At 66.5% G+C, this 23,650-nt stretch carries 23 protein-coding genes; 9 read left to right on the forward strand and 14 right to left on the reverse strand.

Annotation, left to right across the window (positions count from 1 at the left end; all coding sequences use genetic code 11):
* The 6 genes from A5740_RS03385 to A5740_RS03410 all read right to left on the reverse strand — a co-directional run.
* Positions 1-1,553 (reverse strand): FAD-binding dehydrogenase (locus tag A5740_RS03385; protein WP_076191500.1); only part of this gene is annotated, 1,553 nt, incomplete at its 3' end.
* 21 nt (positions 1,554-1,574) lie between these two features.
* On the reverse strand, positions 1,575-2,279 hold the full coding sequence (locus A5740_RS03390; protein WP_076191501.1) for a DUF2334 domain-containing protein: 705 nt from the start codon (positions 2,277-2,279) through the stop codon (positions 1,575-1,577).
* A gap of 74 nt (positions 2,280-2,353) precedes the next feature.
* Positions 2,354-2,842, reverse strand: coding sequence for a glutathione peroxidase (locus tag A5740_RS03395; RefSeq protein ID WP_076191503.1), 489 nt, complete (start codon positions 2,840-2,842; stop codon positions 2,354-2,356).
* Positions 2,843-2,852: 10 nt separating this feature from the next.
* Positions 2,853-3,407, reverse strand: a complete 555-nt coding sequence (locus A5740_RS03400; protein WP_076191529.1) for a TetR/AcrR family transcriptional regulator — start codon at positions 3,405-3,407, stop codon at positions 2,853-2,855.
* Between the two features lie 44 nt (positions 3,408-3,451).
* Entirely contained in the window at positions 3,452-5,593 is a 2,142-nt protein-coding gene (locus tag A5740_RS03405; protein ID WP_076191505.1) for a S9 family peptidase, read from the reverse strand.
* Positions 5,590-6,477, reverse strand: a complete 888-nt coding sequence (locus A5740_RS03410; RefSeq protein WP_076191506.1) for a phosphoribosylaminoimidazolesuccinocarboxamide synthase — start codon at positions 6,475-6,477, stop codon at positions 5,590-5,592. Before A5740_RS03410 ends, A5740_RS03405 begins: the two co-directional genes overlap by 4 nt.
* A gap of 30 nt (positions 6,478-6,507) precedes the next feature.
* Here A5740_RS03410 and A5740_RS03415 point away from each other — a divergent pair, with 30 nt between their 5' ends.
* Both A5740_RS03415 and A5740_RS03420 read left to right on the forward strand, forming a co-directional pair.
* On the forward strand, positions 6,508-7,131 hold the full coding sequence (locus tag A5740_RS03415; protein ID WP_076191508.1) for a hypothetical protein: 624 nt from the start codon (positions 6,508-6,510) through the stop codon (positions 7,129-7,131).
* A gap of 104 nt (positions 7,132-7,235) precedes the next feature.
* Positions 7,236-8,096 (forward strand): type IV toxin-antitoxin system AbiEi family antitoxin domain-containing protein, encoded by an 861-nt coding sequence (locus tag A5740_RS03420; protein WP_076191509.1) that lies wholly within the window; start codon positions 7,236-7,238, stop codon positions 8,094-8,096.
* On the opposite strand, the gene A5740_RS03425 is transcribed toward A5740_RS03420, so the two are convergent.
* From A5740_RS03425 to purB, 4 genes are read right to left on the reverse strand one after another with little or no spacing between them, the layout of a single operon-like run.
* Complete coding sequence (locus tag A5740_RS03425; RefSeq protein ID WP_076191511.1) at positions 8,080-8,667, reverse strand: DUF1707 domain-containing protein; 588 nt, start codon at positions 8,665-8,667, stop codon at positions 8,080-8,082. The genes A5740_RS03420 and A5740_RS03425 overlap by 17 nt on opposite strands.
* Positions 8,648-9,562: a tellurite resistance/C4-dicarboxylate transporter family protein gene (locus A5740_RS03430; RefSeq protein ID WP_076191513.1), complete on the reverse strand. Its 915-nt coding sequence runs from the start codon at positions 9,560-9,562 to the stop codon at positions 8,648-8,650. The genes A5740_RS03425 and A5740_RS03430 overlap by 20 nt, the downstream gene beginning before the upstream one ends.
* Entirely contained in the window at positions 9,559-10,782 is a 1,224-nt protein-coding gene (locus A5740_RS03435; protein ID WP_175616150.1) for a cytochrome P450, read from the reverse strand. The genes A5740_RS03430 and A5740_RS03435 overlap by 4 nt, the downstream gene beginning before the upstream one ends.
* A gap of 7 nt (positions 10,783-10,789) precedes the next feature.
* A complete protein-coding gene (gene purB / locus A5740_RS03440) occupies positions 10,790-12,208 on the reverse strand; it encodes an adenylosuccinate lyase (protein WP_076191532.1) in 1,419 nt (472 codons plus the stop codon).
* A 50-nt stretch (positions 12,209-12,258) separates the two neighbouring features.
* Between purB and relZ the strand changes: the two genes are divergently transcribed.
* Entirely contained in the window at positions 12,259-13,983 is a 1,725-nt protein-coding gene (relZ, locus tag A5740_RS03445; RefSeq protein ID WP_076191514.1) for a bifunctional ribonuclease/(p)ppGpp synthase, read from the forward strand.
* On the opposite strand, the gene A5740_RS03450 is transcribed toward relZ, so the two are convergent.
* Positions 13,980-15,434, reverse strand: a complete 1,455-nt coding sequence (locus tag A5740_RS03450; protein WP_076191516.1) for an APC family permease — start codon at positions 15,432-15,434, stop codon at positions 13,980-13,982. The two genes, relZ and A5740_RS03450, sit on opposite strands and share 4 nt — an antisense overlap.
* 17 nt (positions 15,435-15,451) lie before the next feature.
* Entirely contained in the window at positions 15,452-16,081 is a 630-nt protein-coding gene (locus tag A5740_RS03455) for a TetR/AcrR family transcriptional regulator (RefSeq protein WP_076191517.1), read from the reverse strand.
* 123 nt (positions 16,082-16,204) lie between these two features.
* On the opposite strand from A5740_RS03455, the gene A5740_RS03460 reads away from it, so the two are divergent.
* Positions 16,205-17,038: an alpha/beta hydrolase family protein gene (locus tag A5740_RS03460; protein ID WP_076191519.1), complete on the forward strand. Its 834-nt coding sequence runs from the start codon at positions 16,205-16,207 to the stop codon at positions 17,036-17,038.
* Here A5740_RS03460 and purD read toward each other — a convergent pair.
* On the reverse strand, positions 17,035-18,303 hold the full coding sequence (gene purD / locus A5740_RS03465; protein ID WP_076191520.1) for a phosphoribosylamine--glycine ligase: 1,269 nt from the start codon (positions 18,301-18,303) through the stop codon (positions 17,035-17,037). The genes A5740_RS03460 and purD overlap by 4 nt on opposite strands.
* A 99-nt stretch (positions 18,304-18,402) precedes the next feature.
* Between purD and A5740_RS03470 the strand changes: the two genes are divergently transcribed.
* The 5 genes from A5740_RS03470 to A5740_RS03490 all read left to right on the forward strand — a co-directional run bounded on the left by A5740_RS03470 (position 18,403) and on the right by A5740_RS03490 (position 22,575).
* On the forward strand, positions 18,403-19,638 hold the full coding sequence (locus tag A5740_RS03470; protein ID WP_076191522.1) for a cytochrome P450: 1,236 nt from the start codon (positions 18,403-18,405) through the stop codon (positions 19,636-19,638).
* Between the two features lie 38 nt (positions 19,639-19,676).
* The gene (locus tag A5740_RS03475) at positions 19,677-20,306 is read left to right on the forward strand and encodes a TetR/AcrR family transcriptional regulator (protein WP_076191523.1); all 630 of its coding nucleotides are present in this window, start codon (positions 19,677-19,679) and stop codon (positions 20,304-20,306) included.
* Between the two features lie 390 nt (positions 20,307-20,696).
* The gene (locus A5740_RS03480) at positions 20,697-20,918 is read left to right on the forward strand and encodes a hypothetical protein (RefSeq protein ID WP_139334903.1); all 222 of its coding nucleotides are present in this window, start codon (positions 20,697-20,699) and stop codon (positions 20,916-20,918) included.
* A gap of 29 nt (positions 20,919-20,947) precedes the next feature.
* A complete protein-coding gene (locus tag A5740_RS28990; protein WP_076191527.1) occupies positions 20,948-22,069 on the forward strand; it encodes an EspA/EspE family type VII secretion system effector in 1,122 nt (373 codons plus the stop codon).
* A complete protein-coding gene (locus tag A5740_RS03490) occupies positions 22,066-22,575 on the forward strand; it encodes a hypothetical protein (RefSeq protein ID WP_254849065.1) in 510 nt (169 codons plus the stop codon). Before A5740_RS28990 ends, A5740_RS03490 begins: the two co-directional genes overlap by 4 nt.
* A gap of 9 nt (positions 22,576-22,584) precedes the next feature.
* Here A5740_RS03490 and A5740_RS03495 read toward each other — a convergent pair.
* A partial coding sequence (locus A5740_RS03495; RefSeq protein ID WP_076191535.1) for a hypothetical protein occupies positions 22,585-23,650 on the reverse strand: 1,066 nt, incomplete at its 5' end.

Raw genomic sequence — 23,650 nt, forward strand, 5'->3', positions numbered from 1 at the left:
GCCTCGTCGAACCACAACGACGGCCGGGCGGCCCCCGCGGCGTACAGGCCCCCGAAGGCGGCCCCATCCTCTTTGAGGACGCGCGAGCTGAGGTCGGTCTCCAATCCCCCCAAAGACTTTCGGGTCAGGATGTGGAGTTTGACGGCGATCATCGGCCCGGCTTTCGGATCGGTGAGGCGGTGCGGGGCGACGACGCGGCTGAACCGGTCACCGAGATAGTTGCGGGCCGCCCGGATCGCGGTCACCTGGCCGTCTTTGGTGAACCGGTTGGCCACCTCACGATCACGGGCGGTGACCTCGGCCGCCACGGTGGCGTAGTCCAGTTCCACCACCTCGGGCATGTCGTTCATCGCCGTCACCAACTCGCGAAGTGAACGCGCGCTGACGAAGTCGACGCCGCGGTCGACGAACGCCTGCACGGGAGCCGGCGCACCGGGACGGACCCGCGCCAGCACCTCACGCACGCTGCGGGAGGTGAGGTCGGGGTTCTGCTCCTGTCCCGACAACGCGAACTCCTTGGCGATGATGCGGGCGTTGAGGACGAACCAGGTGTAGTCCTGGCCGGTGCGGCAGATGTGCTCGAGCGTGCCCAAGGTGTCGAAGCCCGGGTACAGCGGGCCGGGGAGGCGTTTGCCGTTGGCGTCCAACCACAATGACGACGGCCCCGGCAGGATGCGGATCCCGTGGTCGGGCCAGATCGGATCGTAATTGGTGATGCCCTCGGTGTAGTGCCACATCCGATCGCTGTTGACGACGTGCGCCCCGGCGGCCTCCGAGATGCCGATCATGCGTCCGTCGACATGCGCGGGCACGCCGCTGAGCAGTTGTTCGGGCACCCGGCCCATGCGCGGCGGCCAGTTCTTGCGCACCAGTTCGTGATTGCCGCCGATGCCACCGCTGGCCACGATCACCGCGGAGGCACGGAACTCGAACTCGCCGACGGTCTTTCGTGACGACGGTGCGCCGCGGGGCGCATCGGAGGGTTCCAGCACCGAACCGCGCACCCCGACGACGGCGCCGTCGGAGACGATGAGTTCGTCGACGCGGTGGCGGTGGGCGAACCGCACCCGGGCCTCGTCGGACAGGCGCCGAGCGAAGACCTCGACCAATGCCGGGCCGGTGCCCCAGGTGATGTGGAATCGTGGCACCGAATTGCCGTGGCCCAGCGCGTCGTAACCGCCACGCTCGGCCCAGCCGACCAGCGGGAAGATCTTCAGGCCCCGCGCCCGCAGCCAACTTCGTTTCTCACCGGCCGCGAAATCCACATAGGCGTGCGCCCATTCCCGGGGCCAGTGGTCCTCGGGCCGGTCGAAGCCCGCGGTGCCCAGCCAATCCTGCAGGGCCAGTTCCTGGCTGTCGCGGATACCCAACCGGCGTTGTTCGGGGCTGTCGACGAAGAACAGACCACCGAACGACCAGTAGGCCTGCCCACCCACGTTGGCGGCGTTCTCCTGGTCCAGGATCAGCACCCGGAGGCCCCTGTCGACGAGCTCGCATGCAGCGACCAGGCCGGCAAGACCCGCCCCCACGACAATGACATCGGCGTCTGCCATGAGACGCAAGACTAGCGCGCCTCAGGCGGCCTCGGTCAGTACTGGGAATCCTCGCCACTGGTAGACGGTGGGCACGCACCGGTGCAGCAAAGCCAGGTCGATCGCATCGAGCATCGCCTGCCGAGGACCAGGCTTGCGCAGGTGTCGCGCAGCAACCGCGACACGCACCGTGCCTTCGCGACGCGCGATCCGTTCGGCCGAGAGCACCACCGTGCGACACCACCACGGCTCGGACAGAAATCCTTCGCCGATCCCCACCACGCGGGCCCGCGTCGTGGTCTGGCGGACCAGGTCGGTGATGCCGCCGAGGTCGGCGAGCAGTCGAAAGCCGTTGCGCGGCAAGACTGCGATCGTTCCCGGTGAGACGTTCCAGCCAGGAGCGGCGAACAGCCGGGTGCGCAGGCCCAGGTGCTCGAGCACCCGGTCGGCGCCCATCAGCCGCAGATTGGCCTCGTGCGCGGGCAACGACGCGAACTCACCGCGTCGCTTCTTCGTCGCCGCCTCGTCGTAGCCGTGCAGGACGACGGCGTCACCGCCCCGACGGCGGCCGGTCAGCCATTCCACGGTCGCCGGGTCACGGTCCAGGCGGTAGCTGCCCTTGAGCCGCGGCGCCACCATCAAGGAAGCGGGCACGCCACGGGCGTCGAGCTCGGCACAGAACGACGCGACATCGGCCAGCGTGCGGTCGCTGATCTGCGATATCGAGACGATGAGTTGTCCGGTCACGCCGCCAGTGTGGCAACGTCACATGTCGGGACGGTGTCGAACACTCGGACGCCGGATGTCCATCGGGCCAGAGATCAGGCCGGCAGAACCGCCTCGATGGCTGCGATCACCTCGGGCGCATCGGGCTCGGTGCGGGGCCGGAACCGGTTGACCACGGTCCCACCCGGGGCGAGCAGGAACTTCTCGAAGTTCCACTGGATGTCCCCGGCTTCCCCTTCGGCGTCGGTGGCCTGGGTGAGTTCAGCGTAGAGCGGATGCCGGTCGGCACCGTTGACGTCGGTCTTGGCCAGCAGCGGGAATGTCACCCCGTAGGTGGTCGAGCAGAACGTCTGGATCTCCTCGGCGGTGCCAGGTTCCTGCCCCATGAACTGGTTGCACGGCACACCGATGACCGTCAGCCCGCGGGCCGCATAGTCCTGGGCCAGCTTCTCCAGCGCGCTGTACTGCGGCGTCAGTCCGCATTTGGAGGCCACGTTGACCACCAGGGCGGCACCGCCGGCCAACTCGGCCAGCGTCGTCTGGTTGCCGTCGAGAGTGGTCAGCGGAATGTCGTTGAGGCTCATCGCACCGACGCTACCGGACCTCCTCGCGGAACAGGATCAGGCCCAACCGCTCGACGGTGGCGATCGGGTCGGCGTCCGTGTCGATCGCGTCATTGAGCACAAGCAGCGAAAAGCCATGAACCAGAGACCAAGCTGCGAGCGCGGCGCCGGCCGGGTCGGCGGTGGCCGCCGGGTCGGTCAGGGTGCCGACGCCACGGTTGAGTTCGGCACCGGCCGCGGCTGCAGCCGCGGCCAGATCGGGATTCGTCTCGTCATAGAGGGATTTGTCGAACATCACCTCGTAATGGCCGGGGTGGTCGAGGGCAAAGCGCACGTAGGCCTTGGCGGCGTCGATGAAGTGCGGCCGCGCGCCGGTCAGCGCCGCGGCCAGCAGTCGGAACCCTTCGACGGCCAGTGCGGTGAACAGGCCGCGCCGGTCGGTGAAGTGGTGCGCGGGCGCCGCGTGTGAAACTCCCGCCGCGCGTGCGAGTTCGCGCAGCGAGATGCCGTCGGCGCCCCGCTCGGCCACCAGCGTCGCGGCCTGGGCGAGGATGACAGCCCGTAGGTCGCCATGGTGATAACCCATGCGGCCCATTCTAATCCGGCATCTTGACAGCGACTAGATATTGACTAGCTCGGCCCGCCGAAGAGCGTGCCCACCTGCCCGTCACCGTAGCTCTCGGGATCGGCGACCGCCAACAGCCACGCATACTGGAAGGCGGCTTCCTTCCATCGCTCGTAGCGGCCGGACAGTCCGCCGTGACCCGCCACCATCTCGGTCTTGAGCAGCACCGGATGACCGTCGGTCTTGCTATGACGCAGCGCGGCAACCCATTTCGCCGGTTCGACGTAGTAGACCCGGGTGTCGTTGAGCGACGTCATCGCCAGGATCGCCGGATAGTCCTGGGCCGTCACGTTCTCGTAGGGGGTGTACGACTTCATGTAGCGGTACACCTCGGGGTCCGCCAACGGATTTCCCCACTCGTCCCACTCGGTGACCGTCAGCGGTAGCGACGGATCCAGGATCGTCGTCAGCGCATCGACGAACGGCACCTGAGCCAGGATTCCGGCGAACAGTTCCGGCGCCATGTTGGCCACCGCTCCCATCAGCAATCCGCCGGCACTGCCGCCGAGGGCCACCAGATTCTGCGGCCTGGTCAGTCCGGTTTCGATGAGATGGCGTGCCACCGCGATGAAGTCGGTGAACGTGTTGGTCTTCTCCAGCAGCTTGCCGTGCTCGTACCAGGGCCGGCCCAGCTCCCCGCCGCCGCGCACATGCGCGATGGCGAACACCATGCCCCGGTCGAGCAAGGACAGCCGGGCGATCGAGAACCGCGGATCCTCACACGACTCGTAGGCGCCGTACCCGTACAGCAGCGCCGGCGCGTGGAACTGCAACCCGGCCCGGTGGATGATCGAGATCGGAATGCGCGCCCCGTCCGGTGCGGTCGCCCAATCACGGCGCTCCACATAGTCTTCCGGCCGGTAACCGCCCAACACCGGTTGCTCACGCAGCAGGGTGCGTTCACCGGTGGCCAGGTCCAGATCGTAGATCCGCGCCGGGGTGACGAACGAGGTGGCGCCGATCCGCAGTTTGGGCGTGGACCAGTTCGGGTTGCCGCCCATCCCCGCGGCGGTCAACTCGGAGTCGAAGGTCAGCTCTTCGCGGCTGCCGTAGCCCTCCGCGGTCAGCCGCCACAGCGCCATCTTCGGCAATGCCTCACTGCGGTAGCTGATCACCAGGAATCCGTCGAATGCGTCGACCCCGTCCAACCGCACATCCGCACGGTGCTCGATCAGGGGACGGAAATCGGTCGGGTCGCTCACCGGGGCGTCCACCAGCATGAAGTTCTCGGCGCCGTCGTTGTGCAGGATCAGGAACCGATCCTCGCCCCCGACCACGGCGTGTTCGACGGAGTACTCGACGAGGTCACGGCGTCCCCACACCGTGGTGAGCTCGGCGGTCGGATCGCCGGCGTCGACGTAATGCACCTCGGCGGTCACGGCGCTGCCCGAGGCGACGAACAGGTACTTGTCGCTGCGACTGCGGCCGATCGCGACCCAGAACCGTTCGTCGGGTTCGTGATACACCTTTTCCGCCGGCAGACCTGACGCCAGCCGGTGCCGCCAGACGGTGTCGGGCCGCCACGCGTCGTCCACCGTGGTGTAGTACAGCGTGCGACTGTCGGCCGCCCAGGTGCCACCGGCGCCGATCCCGGTGATGGTGTCGTCGTAGAGCTCGCCGGTACGTAAGTCCTTGAACTTCAAGGTGTAGCGCTCGTCCCCGAGGACGTCGACCGAGTAGGCCAGGATGTTGCCGTCCAGGCTGACCGTGGCCGCACCCAGCGAGAAGTACTCATGGCCATCGGCTTCGACGTTCTCGTCGAGCAGCACCTGCTCGCCGGGAATCTCGGTGTCCTCGTCGAGAGCGGGCGGCGTCCAGTCGTCGGGATCACCGATCGGGCACCGGCAGTGCACCGCGTACTGCTTGCCTTCGAAGCTGCGGGCGTAGTACCACCACCCGTTGCGGCGCATCGGCACCGACAGGTCGGTTTCCTTGGTGCGGGCCTTGATCTCGTCGAAGATCTTCTGCCGCAACGGCTCCAGATGCGCGGTGGTGTCCTCGGTGTAGGCGTTCTCGGCCTCCAGGTGTGCGATCACCTCAGGACTGTCCTTGTCACGCAGCCACTCGTAGGGGTCGATGAACACGTCGCCGTGATGCTCGCGGCGATGGTTGCCGCGCTTGGCGGTGGGCGGTTTCACGTCGCTCATGCGCCGATCCAATCGTCGAACCGCAAACCTGAAATCCGTTCGTAGGCCTCGATGTACCGGGCGCGGGTGGCGGCCACGATCTCTTCGGGCAGGCGTGGCGGCGGGGTGCTGCCGTGACGGTCCCAGCCGGATTCCGGCCCGGTGAGCCAGTTGCGGACGAACTGCTTGTCGAAGCTGTCCTGAACCACACCCGGCTGATAGCTCTCGGCGCGCCAGTACCGCGAGGAGTCCGGGGTGAACACCTCGTCGGCGAGCACCACGGTGCCGTCCGCGTCGACGCCGAACTCGAACTTGGTGTCGGCGATGATGATGCCCTTGGTCAACGCGTGGTCGGCACCCTGCAGGTAGATCTGCAGCGTGCGGTCCTTCAACTGGTTCGCCAACTCGGGTCCGACCAGGTCGGTGACCCGGTCCAGCGAGATGTTCTCGTCGTGGTCCCCGAGGTCGGCCTTGGTGGCCGGGGTGAACAGCGGCTCGTCGAACTTGCTGGCCTCCCCCAGGCCGGACGGCAGCGGAATCCGGCACACCGATCCCGTGGCCTGGTAGTCGAGCAGGCCGGACCCGGTCAGATAGCCGCGCGCCACACATTCCACCGGCAGCATCTTGAGCTTGCGCACCACCAGCGCACGGCCCAGCACCTCGGCCGGGATGCGCTCGTCGTCCGGCGGTCCGGCCAGGTGATTGGGCGCGTCGATCAGATCGAAGAAGAACACGCTCATCGCGGTCAGGATCCGGCCCTTGTCGGGGATCTCCGAGTCCAGGACGAAGTCGTATGCCGAAATGCGATCGGTCGCCACGAAGAGCAGATGGTCGTCGTCGATGCGGTACAACTCGCGGACCTTGCCGCTGGCCAGGTGCTGGTAGTCGGACAGAGCGGGGCGCATTGGGCCACCCTATGTGTTGGGATCGGTTCCATGAGATCGCGGTACCTGCCCTACGCCAGCAGACCCGGCCGCTTGTTGGCGCAGTTGTTCAGCGACGTGGCCGTCATCGTCTGGACCGCGATGTGGGTTCTGGTCGGCACAGCCGTGCATTCCGCGGTGTCCACCATCGCCGAGGTCGGCAGACAGGTCGAGAACGGCGCCAACGGGGTCGCCGACAACCTGGGTTCGGCGGGCGACAGCACCGACCACGTGCCGCTGATCGGCGACACACTGAGCAAGCCGCTGCGGGCGGCCAGTGACGCGGCCCTCGATATCGCCGGTGCGGGCGCGAACCTGGACCACACCGCGAGCTGGCTGGCCTGGGTGTTGGCGTTGGCGGTGGCCGCCGCGCCCATCTTGTTCGTCGCGATGCCCTGGCTGTATCTGCGAGTGCGGTTCTTCCGGCGCAAGTGGACCGCGATCACCCTGGCCTCGACCGCCGCCGGGGAGCAGCTGCTGGCGCTGCGGGCGCTGGCCAACCGGCCGCTGGCCAAGTTGACCCGGGTCTCCGACGACCCGGTCGGCGCCTGGCGCAGCCAAGATCAACGGGCCATTCGCGGCCTGGCCGCCCTCGAACTGCGCTCGGCCGGCATGCGGCTGCGCCGTCTCGAGTGATCTCCCGAGTGATTTCGGTGCGTTTGGTAACGCCCACCGTTACCAAACGCACCCAAATCGCAGGGGTTGGAACCGTTTGACCGGGACAGCGCGTCCAATCCCGTGTGATCGACGATTATCTACGTGACCATGACGGTGTGATCACCCTTGCTCAGGCGCAGCAAGCTGGTTTGAGCAAGCAGGCGGTCTACCGCAGGGTCCGCTCCGGCAAATGGCTCCGCTGCTCACCAGGGGTGTACTTCGCCGACGATCGACCGTTCACCGATTCAGCCCGGGTGAGGGCGGCGGTGTGGTCGGCCGGGCCGAACGCAGCAGCAAGCGGACTCGCCGCCGCCTGGTGGCATGAGGTCACGAAGTACGCGCCCGACACGGTCGAGGTGACGATCCCCAGAACCGGGCACCACCCGCAGCGGTACGGCATTCGGCTGCGCCGACGTGACCTCGACCCCGCCGACATCGTGGAACGCCGCGGAGTGCGGGTCACCGCACTACCGCTGAGCGTGGTCGAAGCCGCCGCCCGCAAAGGTGGCGGCGCCAAACTCATGGACACCGCCCTGCAACGCCACACCGAACTGCATGTCCTGTGGCGGGCACACCTGCGCAACAAGGGTAGGTACGGTTCGCCCGCGGCCCGCAGGCTGCTGCGCACCGCCGCGGACGGGGCCCGATCAGAAGCCGAACGCCTTCTGGTCAAGCTGCTCAAAGAAGCCGGCATCACCGGCTGGAAGGCCAACTACCGGCTGGGCAGTTACGTGATCGATGTCGCCTTTCCGGTCCCCAAGCTCGCGATCGAGACCGATGGCTGGGCATTCCACCACGATCCGGAGGTCTTTCAAAAGGACCGCGTCAAGCAGAACGACATCGCGCTGTCGGGTTGGCAGGTGCTGCGGTTCACCTGGCTGGATCTCACCGAGTATCCGCAGCGGGTGATCGCCGAGATCCGAGCGGCTACCGGGTACCGCTGAGGCGCTTCAACCAGCTTCCGAACGGGTGCCGCACGGTGACGCTTCCCATCCGTACCCGGCCCCGCACGATCAGGTGCAGTTGATCCGATGGCGGGCTGGTGCGCACCTTGACGGTGGCGCTGCCCGCGATGGCATTGAGGCCGTTGAGATCAGCTGTGGCCGAGGGCGGCACGATGAGCTCCGTCGAGCTGCAGTAGTCGTCGATGATGATCTCCACCGACGGCCCGGCCAGGATGGCTGAGGTGAAGTCCAGGGTTGTGCTGCACATTCGGGTGTGCAGATGCAGCGAGCGAGCCACCGTCCACTGCCCGCGCCGCACCACCGAGGACATCCAGCCACGGAGTTCCTCGGGCGGGCGAGTTCGCGGACCTGGTGACGAGGCCGCGATCGGCAGGTCGGCGACCACGACGCCCAGCTCGCCGCGGGTGCGTGCGGCCAGAGCGGTGTCGTAACGCTCGCTGAATTCGTCGAGCGTGATCATGCCTTCGGCGACCGCCCGTTCGAGCAGGCGTCCCACCTCGGCGCGGTCGGCGTCGGAGACTCTCAGATGGTCATCGTGGCCTGAGTCCATGTTCTGAGGTTAGGCGAACAACGCGGCGTACCAGCACGACCACGACCGCCAGCCACGCGGTGAACGCAATCCAGAAAAACACGTGCGAGACGACGACCATTGGCTGCCAACCGGTCTCGATCGACACGGCATAGCAAGCGGCCGAGAACATGCCCAGCGGGAACACGGCCGGCCAGTCGAGGATCTGGCGCCAGCTGGTGAGCGCCAGCGGCACGATCTGTACGGCGGCGACGACGAGCGTCGCGATGGTGACCACAAGCACCGCGTCGGCGATCGGGCCGGGATGCAACGCGGCATGGATGTGCTCACCGGCCAAGGTGGCGATCGCGGCGCCGCCCATCAGAATCCAGTGATCGGCCGGTACGTCGCGGCGGACTTCCGGCTCTCCGAGGGCCCGCCACGCGATGAGTCCGGTCATCAGGACGTACAACACCAAGGCCGACACCCAGAAGATGAACGCCCAGAACAGGATTCCCGCGGCCATGAAGACGATCGCCAGACCTGACGTCGCGACGCTGACCAGCTCCCAGATGCCGCGGGCCCGGCCACGCAGCGCGGTGATCCCCAACCGGCGCATGCGGGTGAGCACCATCGGTATCAGCGTCAGCCAGCCCGAAAGACCCAACGCGCCGAACACCCACACCGCCGGCGCATACTCGGCGAATCGGGCGGCCAGGACCGCGCAGGCCGCCACATAGGTGAACAACCCGATCGCGGTGTCGAGGTCCTGCCAGTCGAAGGTCTGCCGGCGGACCGCCGTCGCGTACATCAACACCGGCAGCGCGAGCACGGCCACGGCTGCCAGGGGCCGGCTGATGACGCCGAAGCCGTAGTCCGCGGCGGAGATCGACACGATGCCGGTCGCCATGATCGCCGCGAAGACCACGGGTTTCATGCCGTGAGCTCCACCACCAGATGTCGGATGCCGGTGTGCCGATTACTGCGGGCCCATTCGACGGACTCGGTCAGGCGAGCCGACGAGAACCGCTGAAGTAGTTCCTCGAACAACACCCGCAACTCGAGGCGGGCCAGGTTGGCCCCCAGGCAGTAGTGAATGCCGTAGCCGAAACCCAAGTGGGGGTTGGGTTTGCGCGTGATATCGAAAACATCGGGCTCCGAGAACGCCAGTGGATCCCGGTTGGCCGAGCCCTCCCAGACCTGCACCTTCTGCCCCGGCTCGATGTCGCAGCCACCCAGTGACACCGCTCGGGTGGCGGTGCGCCGCTTGGACGGCGACGGCGAGGTCCAGCGCACCATCTCCTCGATGGCCGTTGGCAACGCCCCGAGATCCTCGCGCAACAGCTCCAGCTGTGCAGGATGCTCGATCAGAGCCAGCAACCCGCCGGCCACGGCGTTGCGGGTGGTCTCCGCGCCGGCGCTGAACAGAAGGCTGAAGAACAGGTACAGCTCGATGTCAGAGAGCGGGGTCAGATCATCCGACAATGTCGCGTTGGCGACCACCGACAGCATGTCGTCGGTGGGTTCGGCCCGCTTTGCCGCGATCAACTCCGAGCCGTAGGTGTACATCCGTGACCCGGCTTCCTCGGCCGACAACTGTGCCATGGTCGCCGTGCGGGACCCGCCGAAATCGAACTGCGGCTCGATGGCCTGGAACAGCCAATGTCGTTCGGATTCAGGCACTCCCAGCAGGATGCAGATCATCTGCATCGGCAGCTCGGCGGCCACGTCGACCAGAAAGTCGAACGGCTCACCCGGGGAAATCCCATCCAGCAGCCGCCGGGTCCGGGCGCGCAGATCGTCTTCGACCCGCCGGATCATCCGCGGGGTCAGCCCGGAACTCACCAGTCGGCGGACCTCGGCGTGGCGTGGGTCGTCCATCATGTTGAGCACCTGCCCGGCGATGGACAGGTCTTGCAGCAGCGTTCCGCCGTAGGGCCGTGAGCCGCCGGTCACCGAGGAGTAGGTCTCCGCATCGCGCAGCACCGCAAGGGTTTCGGCGTGGGTGGCCACCGACCAGAAACCTTCACCGTCCGGAGTGTGTTCGGTCGGCGCATGCCAGTACACCGGGGCCTCGCGACGGTGCACGGCGAACAACTCGTGCGGAAATCCGGCAGCAAAATTGTCCAGATCGGTGAGGTCGGCCGCCAAAGTCACGACGAGCTCACAGGATGGCGCCCGAGGTGTACTTGGCGGCCTCTGGATAGCGGCTGACCAACTCGTCGACCGCCGCGACCACCCCGTCGACCTGCGCTCCCGCGGCTCCGCTGAACGCCTGCTTGTCGGCCAGTGCGGCTTCGAGGGCGGCCCGGTCCAGCGGCAGCCTCGGGTCGGCGGCCAGCCGGTCGAGCAGGTCGGGCTCGCGCCCCTGCTCGCGCATCGCCAGGGCGACGGCCACGGCGTGTTCCTTGATCACCTCGTGGGCGGTTTCGCGGCCCACCCCGGCCCGTACCGCGGCGATCAGGATGCGGGTGGTGGCCAGGAACGGCAGGTACCGGTCCAGCTCACGCTGGATCACGGCCGGGTAGGCCCCGAATTCGTCGAGGACGGTCAGGAAGGTCTCGGTCTGTCCGTCGATCGCAAAGAACGCGTCGGGCAGCGCGACGCGGCGCACCACCGAGCAGAACACGTCGCCTTCGTTCCACTGCGCGCCGGCCAGTTCGGCAGCCATCGAGGCGTAGCCGCGCAGCACCACCTGCAGGCCGTTGACCCGTTCGCACGAGCGGGTGTTCATCTTGTGCGGCATCGCCGAGGAGCCGACCTGACCGGGCGCGAAGCCCTCGGTCACCAGTTCGTGGCCGGCCATCAGCCGGATGGTGTGGGCCAGTGAGGACGGCCCGGCCCCGACCTGTACGAGCGCCGAGAGCACATCGTGATCGAGCGAACGCGGATAGACCTGTCCGACGCTGGTGAAAACCTCTGTGAAGCCGAGGAATTGGGCGACGCGTCGTTCCAGGTCGGCCAGTTTGGCGGTGTCCCCGTCGAACAGGTCGAGCATGTCCTGGGCGGTGCCCATCGGACCTTTGATGCCACGCAGCGGGTAGCGGTCGATCAGCTCACGCAGACGCTGCAGGGCCACCAGGGTCTCTTCGGCCGCCGAGGCGAACCGCTTGCCCAGCGTGGTGGCCTGCGCGGCCACATTGTGGGATCGGCCGGCCATCACCAGGTCGCGGTAGACGACGGAGCGTTCGGCCAGCCGGGCGACCACGGCCACGCCGTGGGCGAACACCAGCTCCAAAGAGCGGCGGATCTGCAGCTGCTCGACGTTCTCGGTCAGGTCGCGGCTCGTCATGCCCTTGTGCACGTGCTCGTGTCCGGCCAGCGCGTTGAACTCTTCGATGCGGGCCTTGACGTCGTGGCGGGTGACGCGCTCGCGGGCGGCGATCGAGGCGAGGTCGACGTTTTCCAGGACGCGTTCGTAGTCGTCGACCACGCCGTCGGGCACCGGGACGCCCAGTTCGGCCTGTGCACGCAGCACGGCCAGCCAGAGCCGGCGCTCGGCGACGATCTTGGCCTCCGGTGTCCAGATAGCGACCATTTCGTCGCTGGCGTAGCGGTTGGCCAGAACATTCGGGATCGTCACGAACACACAGCTTACGACCTACCGATGAGCACCAATGAGACAGTGGACGGATGTACTTCGTCGGGCTCGACCTCGCGTGGGGCGAGAGGAATCAGACGGGTGTCGCTGTCATCGACTCCGGTGGCCGGGTGCTGCATGTCGGGGTGGCGCAGGATGACGACGACATCGCCGTAGCCATCGAGCCGTATGTCAGTGGTGATTGCCTGGTCGCCATCGATGCGCCGTTGATCGTCAAGAACCCGACCGGGCACCGTCCGTGTGAGCGGGAACTCAATCGGGATTTTCAGCGGTTCGACGCGGGCGCGCGGCCGGCGTTCACCGAACGCCCGGAGTTCAAGCATCCGCGGGCCGCGCGGATCGCGGCCGCGCTCGGCTTGGATGTGGATCCGTCGTCGCCGTCGGGGCGGCGCGCGATCGAGGTGTATCCGCACCCGGCGAGCGTCGTGCTGTTCGGGCTCGACAAGACCTTGAAGTACAAGCGCGGGGCGTTCGGGGATCGTCAACGCGAACTGTTGCGGTTGATGACGTTCATCGAGGAACTCGACACCGCGACGCCACGGTTGCGGGCCAACCGCAATGTCAGCTGGGTGGAGTTGCGCAAGCGGGTCGAGGCCGCCACCCGGCCGGGTCAGCTCGATCGCGACGAGGATCCGGTCGACGCGCTGCTGTGCGCCTACATCGCGCTGTACTGGTACCACCGTCCCGAGGACGTGACGATCTACGGCGACGTCGGTTCCGGCTACATCCTCACGCCGACCCTGCCTGCCGATCGGCAGGCTCGGCCGCGCCCGACCCCGGCACGTGAGCCCACGCTGTCGGCGGCCATCGCCGAATACGCCGCCAAACGTCCGGATCTGGTGGCGGCCGGGGAGCGGTACCTCAAACTCGTCACGGGTCTGCTCGACGAGGCCGGGATCAACTATCTGAGCATCACGGCCCGCACCAAGAGTGTGGAGTCCTTCGCTGCCAAAGCCGACCGTCGGGCCCCGGACGGCACCCGGCTGTACACCAATCCGCTGGTGGAGATCACCGATCAGGTGGGTCTGCGCGTCATCACCTATCTGCGTGAGGATGTCGACGCGGTGGCCAATCTGCTGGCCGAGGAGATGCGGCTTCTCGACGATCGGGACATGGGTCTGCAGACCGCGCGTCAGGGCCGGTGGGGATATGCCAGCCGGCATCTGCTTTTCGGGGTCGAAGGCGAGCAGTACCCGGCGTCGATCCAGGTGCGGACGGTGCTGCAGCATGCCTGGGCCGAGTTCGAGCACGACGTGCGGTACAAGGGTTCGATACCGGCCGAGCATGTCAGCGAGTTGGACCGCCGGTTCACCCTGGCGGCCGGGCTGCTGGAGTTGGCCGACCGCGAGTTCACCGAGATCCGGGAACGGTTGCGGCTCACCATGTCCGACGACGAGGACGCCGAGTTCTCGGAGTTCTACGAAGACTCACGCATCCCCACCCCGGTGCTGGCCACCTACCTCGGTCATCGTTTCTCCGACGCCGGGTGGTCGCGCACCGATCACTACGGCTGGATCTCGGGGCTGTTGCTCGAACTCGGTATCACTTCGCTGGAAGCGCTTACCGGCGTACTGGATTCGGTGGACACCGACGAGATCAACCGGTTGATGGACTACCGCTTCCCGCCTGGTGCGGTGCGTCGCCTCGACGACGCGTTGTTGGCCGTGTTCGGTGACCGGTACCTCGGTCTGGACGGCAATGCGCATCGGGTCGCGTTGTTGCAGAACCGGATCGAAAAGTTGCGCAGCGAATCCTAGGGCGCCTCGGCCAGGTGGGTCGGATCGGTGATGCCCGGTCCGTGGATTCCGAGTTGGCGGTTGATCAGCTTGGTGATCAGGAACAGCACCACACCGGTGGCGACGAGGGCCAGCGCCAGCACATACTGCACAGCCGGCCGTCCCGAGGTGGGCAGCACCAGATACAGCGACGCGATGAAACCGATGACGGGCAACGCGGTAGGGGTCTTGAAATGCCTGCCTTCATTCCGCACGTCCCGACGTAGCACCAGCACGGCGACGTTGACCACCGAGAATACGGCAAGCAGCAGCAGCGAGGTGGTACCGCCCAGGATCGCGACCGTGTCCCCGCTGGCGAACGCCGACACGTAGAAGATCAGCCCGAAGGCGATGGCGGTGGTGAAAAGAATTGCCACCCAAGGGGTGTGCCGCCGGGGATGTACTGCACCGAGCACCGGGGGCAACACGTGTTGACGGGCCATACCGTAGATCAACCGGCTGGCCATCAGCATGTTGATCAGCGCCGTGTTCGACACGGCGAACATCGAGATGACCGGCAGGATGTTGTCGAACGGCAATCCCGGCGCGGCCGCCTCCATCACCTTCACCAATGGCGACGAGTCGGACTCGGCCAGCGTGCCGACCGGCACCAGGGCGACGGCGATGACCGCGACGACGACGTAGACCAGGCCGGCGATGCCGAGTCCGGTCAGCAGGACTTTCGGGAAGATCCGCACCGGGTCCTTGGTCTCCTCGGCCATGTTGACCGAGTCCTCGAATCCGACCATTGCGAAGAACGCCAGCGATGTCGCCGCGGTGACTGCGATGAAGGCGTTCTTCTCCCCGGAGGTGTCGAAGGCGACAACGCGGGAGAAGTCCACGTCGACCCCGCTGAGGATCGCCCACAGTCCCACCACGACCACGATCACCAGACCGGTGATCTCGATGAACGTGAGAACCACGTTCAGCTTGACGCTTTCACTGACGCCCCGCAGGTTCACCGCGGCGATCAGGGCCATGAACAGCAGCGCGAGCAGGATGACGCCGATCACTTTCAGGTGGGCAACGTGCTCGGTGAAGAACTGGCCGAAGTTGACCTCGATGGCGTCGAAGAAGCTGATCGCGAAGAACCTGGAAGCCGTTGAGGCGGAGGTGATTCCGGAGCACATCACGATGAAGGCGACCAGGAAGGTGACGAAGTGGATCCCGAAAGCCTTGTGCGCGTACAGCGCCGCGCCGGCGGCCTGGGGATATTTGGTGACCAGTTCCAGGTAGCTGAACGCGGTGATGGTGGCGATCAGGAAGGCCGCCAGGAACGGCAGCCATGCGGCGCCACCGACCTCCTTGGCGACCTGCCCGGTGAGCGCATATACCCCGGTGCCGAGAATGTCCCCGACGACGAACAGCAGTAGTAGACCGGGTCCCATAACCCGCTTGAGCTGTGGCTCCCCCGAGGCTACGGGTTGCGACATTCCCCCTCCTTCAGTGGTCAGACGCGCACCGCCCCGTCGTCGACGGGCGCCAGCACGTCGATCACGTCGATCAGCGTGGCGCGGGCACTGGCTCTGGGCCCCTCACCTTCGTCCACCAACGATGCCACCACAGCTCCGTCGACGGCGCACACCAGGGCGGTGAGTAATTCCGCACGTACCGAACGTCCCGAGCGTTCGACCACCTCGACCACGGCATCGGCGCGCTGCTGCAGGATGCGGCGCTGAATGTCGCGCAGGCCAGGTTGCCGGGCGCAGGCGATGTAGCGCTCGTAGCGCGAGATCAGCTCTTCGGAGCCGCGACGCTCCCGGGACTCTCCGAGCAACAGGTCGACGAGGATGTCGGCGGTCGATTCGGCACCGCGGCGCCGTCTCGACAGCGCGGCAACGCCGGCGCTGAGTTGTTCGGCTTCTCGGGTTCCGATGTATTCAACGGCCTTGGCGATGAGGTCGTCCAGTGACGAGAAGTAGTACGTCGTGGAGGCGAGCGGCAAGCCGGCGCGACGCGCCACCGCGCGGTGACGGACGGCGTCGAAGCCGCCTTCACAAAGCAACTCAGCGGCCGCCCTGACGAGGGCGTACCGCCGACGCTCCCCTTTAGGAGTGACCGCTGCCGTCACCTTTAGCATCGTGCCAGCCGGGCATCCGTCACATCGGGCTTTCGGTCAATCATCAGGCTCTACTCAGGTTTTTCGCCTGTCCGCACGCCGCCACAATGCCATCGGCGGATGCCAGTCTGAGGCGATGGCAAGATGGCCCCCATGCCAAACTTGAGCCGTCGCGCGGTCTTGCGCCTCGGCGTCGGTGCGGCCGCCGGCACCGCCGGGGCCATTGCCCTCGCCTCAGCCCCAGTTTCGGTGGCCAGCCCGGTCGCTGCCCCGACGTTCACCCGAGGCTCGTTCGTCTCGGCTGCCCGCGGAGGGGTCAACACCAACTGGGCCATCGCCCGGCCACCGGGCCAGACCGGAAAGTTGCGCCCGGTGATCGCCCTGCACGGCAAGGGCCAGGACGCCGAGGGGGTGATGGCCGGCGGCGTGGAGCAGGGTCTGGCCGAGGCGGTGGCCGCCGGGCTGCCGCCGTTCGCGGTGGTCGCGGTCGACGGTGGTGGAAGTTATTGGCACAAACGCGCTTCCGGTGAGGATTCGGGCGCGATGGTGCTCGACGAGCTCATCCCGCTGCTCGCCGAGCAGGGCCTGGACACCTCGCGGGTGGGGTTTCTCGGCTGGTCGATGGGCGGGTACGGCGCGCTGCTGCTGGGATCGCGACTCGGTCCGGCGCGTACCGCGGCGATCTGCGCGGTCAGCCCCGCACTCTGGACCTCCTCGGGCGCCGCGGCGCCCGGTGCGTTCGACAGTGCGGAGGATTACGCCGCCAACAGCGTGTGGGGACAACCCGCGTTGGGCTCGATTCCGATCCGGATCGATTGCGGTAACAGCGATCCGTTCTATGCGGCCACCAAGCAGTTCATCGCCCAGCTGCCCAATCCGCCGGCCGGCGGCTTCTCTCCTGGCGGGCACGACGGCAGCTTCTGGAGTTCCCAACTGCCCGCCGAGATCTCGTGGATGGCGCCGCTCCTGGTCGCCTAAAGGGTGATGCGCCCCTCGGCGGCGGCGAGGCCGATATCGCTACGGAAGTGACTGCCCGGCAAGCGAACCGACTTGGCGAGTGTGTACGCCGCTTCACGGGCGGCGGGCAGGTCGGCTCCGGTGCCGACCACCGAGAGCACCCGACCCCCCGAGGACACCACGGCGCCGTCGTCGCGGCGGGCGGTTCCGGCGTGCAGCACGCCGTCGGCCTCGGATCCGGTGATCACGTCGCCCACGCGCGGCCGGCCCGGGTAGTTCTCCGCGGCCACCACGACCGTGACGGCATACCCGTCACGCCACTGCAGGTCGCCGAATGAGTCGAGCTCACCGCTGGCGGCGGCGCGCAAGAGCTGAGCCAGCGGTGAATCCAGCAGGGCCAGAACCGATTGCGTCTCCGGATCACCGAAGCGGCAGTTGAACTCCACCACCGCCGGACCGTTCGAGGTGATCGCCAGGCCGGCGTAGAGCAGGCCCGAGAAGGAGCTGCCACGCGCAACCAGTTCGGCAGCAACGGGTTTGACGATCTCGTCGACGATCTGGTTCTTCACCGAGTCCGGCAGCCAGGGCAGTGGGGCGTAGGCGCCCATCCCGCCGGTGTTGGGACCGGTGTCTCCGTCGCCGACCCGCTTGAAGTCCTGGGCCGGTAACAGCGGCACCACGGTGGCGCCGTCGACCACGCAGAACAGCGACACCTCCGGACCGTCCAGGAACGATTCGAGCAGCACCGGATGCCCGGAATCGAGTAGGCCGGCGGCGTGGGCGCGGGCCGCGTCGCGGTCAGCACTGACCACCACGCCTTTGCCGGCGGCCAGGCCGTCATCCTTGACCACCCAGGCGGCCTGCCCGGCCGGCGGGCCGAAGCGGTCCAGAGCGGCGTCGAGGCGCGCCGGGTTGTCGACGATCTCGCTGCCGGCGGTGCGCACCCCGGCCGCAGCCATGACGTCCTTGGCGAAGGCCTTGGAGCCTTCGATCCGGGCGGCATCCTTACTCGCGCCGAAGCAGGCGATACCGGCCGCGCGCACCGCGTCGGCCACGCCGAGGACCAGCGGGACCTCGGGGCCGATCACCACCAGGTCGCTGTCCAGGCGTTGGGCCAGCTTCACCACGGCTTCGCCGGAGGTGATGTCGACATCGTGTTGATCGGCGATGGTCTCGGTCCCGGCGTTACCGGGAGCCACCGCCAGCTCCTCCACCTGCGGATCACGGCGCAGGGCCAGCAGCAGGGCGTGTTCACGGGCACCGGATCCGATAACGAGGACGCGCACGCACGTAGCGTAGCGGCACACGCCCGGGCATACACTTGACGCCGGAGTGTATGGTCGTCGGTAGAACGTGTTCGCCGTCACACGAGGAGATGACCCGGCTTGACGACACTCAGCGCCTGCCCCTTCGGACAGGGTTACGACTTCACCGATCCCGACGTACTGCTGCGCGGCGTCCCGGTCGACGAGTTCGCCCAGCTGCGCAAGACCGCGCCGGTGTGGTGGAACGAGCAGGGCGAATCGATCTTCGACGACGGCGGCTACTGGGTGATCACCCGTCACGAGGACATCAAGACCATCTCCCGCAATGGCGGCGACCTGTGGTCCACCAACGCCAAGGGCGCGGTCATGCGGTTGCCGGACAGCGTCACCGCCGAACAACTCGACCTGACCAAGGCGCTGCTGATCAACCATGACGCGCCCGAGCACACCCGGCTGCGCAAGCTGGTCTCGCGGCTGTTCACCCCGCGCTCGGTCGCCGTGCTCGAGGAGAAGCTGGCCGTGGCGGCCCGCGACATCGTGGCCAAGGCCGCGCAGAAGGACACCGGCAACTTCGTTGACGACATCGCCGTGGGATTGCCGCTGCTGGCCATCGCCGATCTGATCGGCGTGCCCGAGGAAGACCGGGAGAAGGTCTTCAACTGGTCCAACGCCATCATCAACACCGACGACCCCGATTTCGACGCCGACCCGACGATGGCCAACGCCGAGCTGATGGGTTACGCGTACACCATGGCCGAGCAGCGACGCGCCTGCCCGGCCGACGACATCGTGACGCGCCTGGTGCAGGCCGATATCGATGGAGAGGCCATCACCGAGGTGGAGTTCGCCTTCTTCGTGATCCTGCTGGCCGTCGCCGGCAACGAGACCACCCGTAACGCCATGACCCACGGCATGAACGCGTTCCTCGAGAACCCGGACCAGTGGGAGCTTTTCAAGCGCGAACGCCCCGAGACTGCGGTCGACGAGATCATCCGCTGGGCCACCCCGGTGCACTGCTTCCAGCGGACGGCGCTGGCCGACATCCAGATCGGCGACGTCACCGTGAAAGCGGGTCAGCGCGTCGGACTGTTCTACAGCTCGGCCAACTATGACGAAGAGGTCTTCGAGTCCCCGTTCCAATTCAACATCCTGCGCAACCCCAACCCGCACCTGGCGTTCGGCGGCAACGGCGCGCACTTCTGTATCGGTGCGAACCTGGCGCGGATGGAGATCAAGCTGATGTTCAACCAGATCGCCGACCAAATCCCCGACATCACCAAACTCGGTGAGCCGCAACGTCTCCGGTCGGGATGGATCAACGGCATCAAGGAACTCCCGGTCGCGTACCACCGCTGACCGGCGGTTTGTTCCGCTGGTTGTTCTAGGATTCGCCCATGCGAACGCACGGGTGGTCCGGCTCCGCGCCGGCAAGTGATGAGGAAGCGATTGCCCGCATCCTCGCCGCCGCCGGCAACGCCATCGACGAGCGGGGTGCCGATTTTTCGATTGCGGACGTGGCGCGCACGCTCGGTGTCACCCGCCAGACCGTGTACCGCTACTTCCCGAGCACCGACGCCCTCCTGGTGGCGTCCGCAGTGAACGCGGCCAGCGACTTCCTGGACCGGGTGGCCGCCCACTTGCGGGGCGTGACTGACCCGGTCGAAGCGGTCGCGGAGGCCATCGCCACCGCACTGGAATGGCTGCCCGAAGACAAGCACATCGGTTTGCTCGTCGCCCCCGGACGTGCGAACGCCCACACCGAATCGGTCACCTCCGACGTCGCGGTCGACTTTGCCCGCGCGTTGATGCGCAAGCTCGACGTCGACTGGGCCGGCCTCGGATACACCGATGCCGAACTCGACGAGCTCGCCGAGCATCTGCTGCGCATCATCCAGTCGTTCGTCATCGATCCGGGCCGTCCGCCGCGCACCGGCGAAGCCCTGCGCAGCTACCTGCGACGGTGGGTCGGCTCGGCGGTGGTGAGGGGGCAATTGGCGTCCGAGCGGCCGTCGGCCGGGGTTTAGGCCTCGGGCCTCAGCGCCGTTCGAAATGCTGGTAGTCCACGGGACGTGCGAGGTGTCCGCACCGCGTCCAGCCCAGCACCGGCATGCGCCGCCACGCACCCGGTCAACAGGCTTACCACCAGGCACATACGGGGACGGTTGCGATGCCCACCCCCGCGACTCTCGATCGTGAAACTGGCAGATCTGCGTCGGCACGGAGGAGAAATTGATGCCTGAGCGACCGGTTGTCCAGATTTAGACTTGACCTCTGTCAGCCCCGAGGCTCTGGAAATATCAACGGGAAGGCATTGCATGGCGGGCCGGTCAGCGGGATGCGTTGCGTTTTCCGTGTTGTTGCTGTGCTTCTGCCTGACCAGCTGCGACCTGGCCAGACAGGCGTTGAGGCCGTCGATGGATATCGATTACAACGACCAGACGCTCAATGATGGCCTGGAAATGCTGCCACACCAGAACAAGTCAGGCAGGCTCAGCCGCCTCACCAGCTCGGAGTGGGACGAGGTACACCTGTTCCACGAATACACCAGCCGCGAGTTCATCGAACAAGCCGTGGGCTCTCCGGTCACCTGGGGGCGGTGGTTACCTCATGCTGTTCGCACCTGCTACCTGATCTGAGTACATAGCCGAGGCAAGGAGGCGAACGCGTGGGGGCGTTGGATGCGTTCTACTCGACGTGGTCGCAGGCGCGGACCACGTTCGGACAAGGCGTTCCCGCTACGGGCGAGCAGTTCGATCAGGGCAGCTCCCAGCTGCGGCAGATGCAGACCAAGGTGCAGTCCGCGGCGCCCGATGACCGCTGGCAGGGCACGGCATCACAGGCCTACGCCGCCAAGAATGCGGAGCATGCCGCGATCTACGGAAAACTTGCCGAGCTCGACACCCGCATGGCCAGAGAAGTCAGCCGGAGCGCTGAGGTCGTCAGCGCCGGTCGTCAGCGCCTTGATCAGGTGCATGCGTGGGTCACCGACGCTGCCGCATCCGTTCCCGACAACCGATCCGGCGAGACGATGAAACTGGCGATCGCCAACAAGGGCGTCAGCCAGGTCAAGGAGATCATCGAAAAGTCCAACAGCGAGATGAGCGCCATCGGACAGCGCGTCCGCGTCATCGGCAAGGAATACGACGAGATCGGCGGCGACAAGAAAGACAAGGCGTCACCCAGCGCACTGTCCGACAAGCTGAAATTTTGGGAAGGCGAAACGGTGCCGGGCAAGGCGGTTCGACCCTTCGACGGCGTGCTCACCGACGAAGAGTGGCAGATCGCCCGGAATTCGCCCACGCTGCTCGACGAATGGGATCAGGCTCGTGCGCAGGGGTGGACCTTCACCTCTGAACCTGGCGAAGGCACGTACACAGATTCGCGAAACAAGGTGATCAACATCGATCCGGACCTCGCGAAGAACGGTCCGTTCCAACGTGTCAATGCCATCTCCCATGAATTGGGGCATGCTCTGAAGAACCCACCGATAGACCACAGCTCGAAGGAGGCCTTCGTCAACTCGCGGCTGGACGGCGAAGGCGCCGCGACGATGAACACCATGAAGATCGAGCGTGAGATCCTCGCGGCGGGCGGCGCCGACATCATTCCCGCCGCGCCTAACGACGACAAATTCGAGCAGATCTACGACGCCTATCTCCAAGCAGGCAGTACTTCCGAGGCCTACAGCAGCGCTATCCGCCAGATCGGCGACGCATACGGCAATCTGGTTCCCTCTACCGATCCGACGACGACCTATCGCGAGTATTACGGCAGGGACTACAAGTGACGAGACTCATCGCGACCATTCTGACGTTCGCCCTCCTCGGCGCGGCGTGTACCACTGCAAAGGACGGAGTACCCGTGGCCAGCGCCCAACCACCCCAAGATGTTTGGCAACTCGCCGACCAACTGGTGCGCGAAATCCCACTCAATGCGCAAAAATTCGAGCGGCTGCTCGACACCTCCTTGCGTCCCAACGAGCAGAATCCGGTACGGCTGGAGGGAGGCGCCGCCCAGCTCAGCCCTAACCTGCACATCAGCTCGTCGGTGATCGCCATCGTCGACGGAGTCTGGTCGTTCGCCTCCGTCAACATCGACCCGTCGCCGTGCATCACCGAAGAAGATGTGCGGTCCCACTATCCCGCCGCCGAGAACACTCACCTCCCTACCGGCCATTCGCCGAAGGAGGAGTTCGTGTGGTCGGTCGCCTACGACTGGGGAACCCTCAACTTCGGCATCCGCGAGAAAGAACGGTGCCTGACCGGTATCTCGGTGGAGCGGGCGAAATCCTGACGCCGCTGCTCACACCACGGTCAACGGCAGTGACTTCCGCGGCTCGAACACGAACGAGGCACCGCCGCTGAACTTCACCACCGCGACCTCACCGAGTTCCTTTGCCGCGTTATCGGTTTCGATGATGCGAGCGGTCCACTCCTGCTCGCTCCCACCGACCTCGACGTCCAGGTGTGGGTCGACCGCCTGCACGATGGCCTGCAGCGGACGCACCTCGGACGGTGACACCAGCGACACCCACGCGCCGTCCTGATGTGCAGGTGAGCGGCGCACCGTGATCACATCCGGTCCGAACTCGGTGTCCACGTAGGCGACCGGATTGAACAGCGGATGCAGTTCGGCCACCTTGATCGCACCCTCGATACCCCCGGGCAGGTCCAGAGCCCGGTGAATGCGCTCGGCACCGATCCCGGCGACACCGATCAGCTGCTTCGTGCAGATGTCCGTGGCCAGCGCGGTATCGGCGCCGGCTCGGGCACCCACCGCGAGGATGAACGACAGGTTCAGCAGGTGCATCTGCAGGCACACTTCGTCGGCGATGCGGACCAGCGCGGAATGGGAGAACGCCGCGAAATCGAAGTCCGACAGCAGCGGTCCGGCGTAGTCGGCCGCACCCTCGTCGGAAGAATCGATCGGATCCAACACTGTCTGGGCAGCCTGGGTCCGGCCGATCACCTCAAGCGCGGGGATGTCGTCGACCTCGGGATAGGACTCGTCGATGATGACCGTCCACGCACAGTGCGGCTGCCGATCCGCCGGCGTCCGGGGCGGCCGGTGAATCGGGCGCACCTGGCACTTGCGGTTGGTGGCCAGCGCAGTGGCGTCGAACGTCGGGTCCTCGATGTCGTGGCACATGCCGCGCACGTAGTCCTCGCCCATCGGTTCGACGTCGAGCAGCGCCCCGCAGTGGTCGAGGTGGAACTCGCCGTGCCAACGGTCATGGACCGTGTAACGGAAATCCATGAACTGCGGCGGAGCACCGATGTCGAGCTGCAACCCCTTGAAGATCGTGATGATGTCGACGCCCTCGTACTTGAGCGCCTTCTGCATCCGGCGGGTGTAGATCGGGCTGGAG

Origin of the sequence: Mycobacterium sp. GA-1841, from assembly GCF_001954135.1 — a bacterium.
In the GTDB taxonomy this organism is placed as follows: domain Bacteria; phylum Actinomycetota; class Actinomycetes; order Mycobacteriales; family Mycobacteriaceae; genus Mycobacterium.

Bases quoted from the DNA above. Each gene is read 5' to 3' on its own strand.
- A5740_RS03455 (WP_076191517.1), bottom strand. From the start codon at position 16,081: ATGCTAAAGGTGACGGCAGCGGTCACTCCTAAAGGGGAGCGTCGGCGG.
- A5740_RS03480 (WP_139334903.1), top strand. From the start codon at position 20,697: ATGGATATCGATTACAACGACCAGACGCTCAATGATGGCCTGGAAATG.
- A5740_RS03475 (WP_076191523.1), top strand. From the start codon at position 19,677: ATGCGAACGCACGGGTGGTCCGGCTCCGCGCCGGCAAGTGATGAGGAA.
- A5740_RS03425 (WP_076191511.1), bottom strand. From the start codon at position 8,667: ATGGACTCAGGCCACGATGACCATCTGAGAGTCTCCGACGCCGACCGC.
- A5740_RS03450 (WP_076191516.1), bottom strand. From the start codon at position 15,434: ATGTCGCAACCCGTAGCCTCGGGGGAGCCACAGCTCAAGCGGGTTATG.
- A5740_RS03415 (WP_076191508.1), top strand. From the start codon at position 6,508: ATGAGATCGCGGTACCTGCCCTACGCCAGCAGACCCGGCCGCTTGTTG.
- relZ (WP_076191514.1), top strand. From the start codon at position 12,259: ATGTACTTCGTCGGGCTCGACCTCGCGTGGGGCGAGAGGAATCAGACG.
- A5740_RS03400 (WP_076191529.1), bottom strand. From the start codon at position 3,407: ATGGGTTATCACCATGGCGACCTACGGGCTGTCATCCTCGCCCAGGCC.
- A5740_RS03395 (WP_076191503.1), bottom strand. From the start codon at position 2,842: ATGAGCCTCAACGACATTCCGCTGACCACTCTCGACGGCAACCAGACG.
- A5740_RS03405 (WP_076191505.1), bottom strand. From the start codon at position 5,593: ATGAGCGACGTGAAACCGCCCACCGCCAAGCGCGGCAACCATCGCCGC.
- A5740_RS03410 (WP_076191506.1), bottom strand. From the start codon at position 6,477: ATGCGCCCCGCTCTGTCCGACTACCAGCACCTGGCCAGCGGCAAGGTC.
- A5740_RS03460 (WP_076191519.1), top strand. From the start codon at position 16,205: ATGGCCCCCATGCCAAACTTGAGCCGTCGCGCGGTCTTGCGCCTCGGC.
- A5740_RS03430 (WP_076191513.1), bottom strand. From the start codon at position 9,562: ATGAAACCCGTGGTCTTCGCGGCGATCATGGCGACCGGCATCGTGTCG.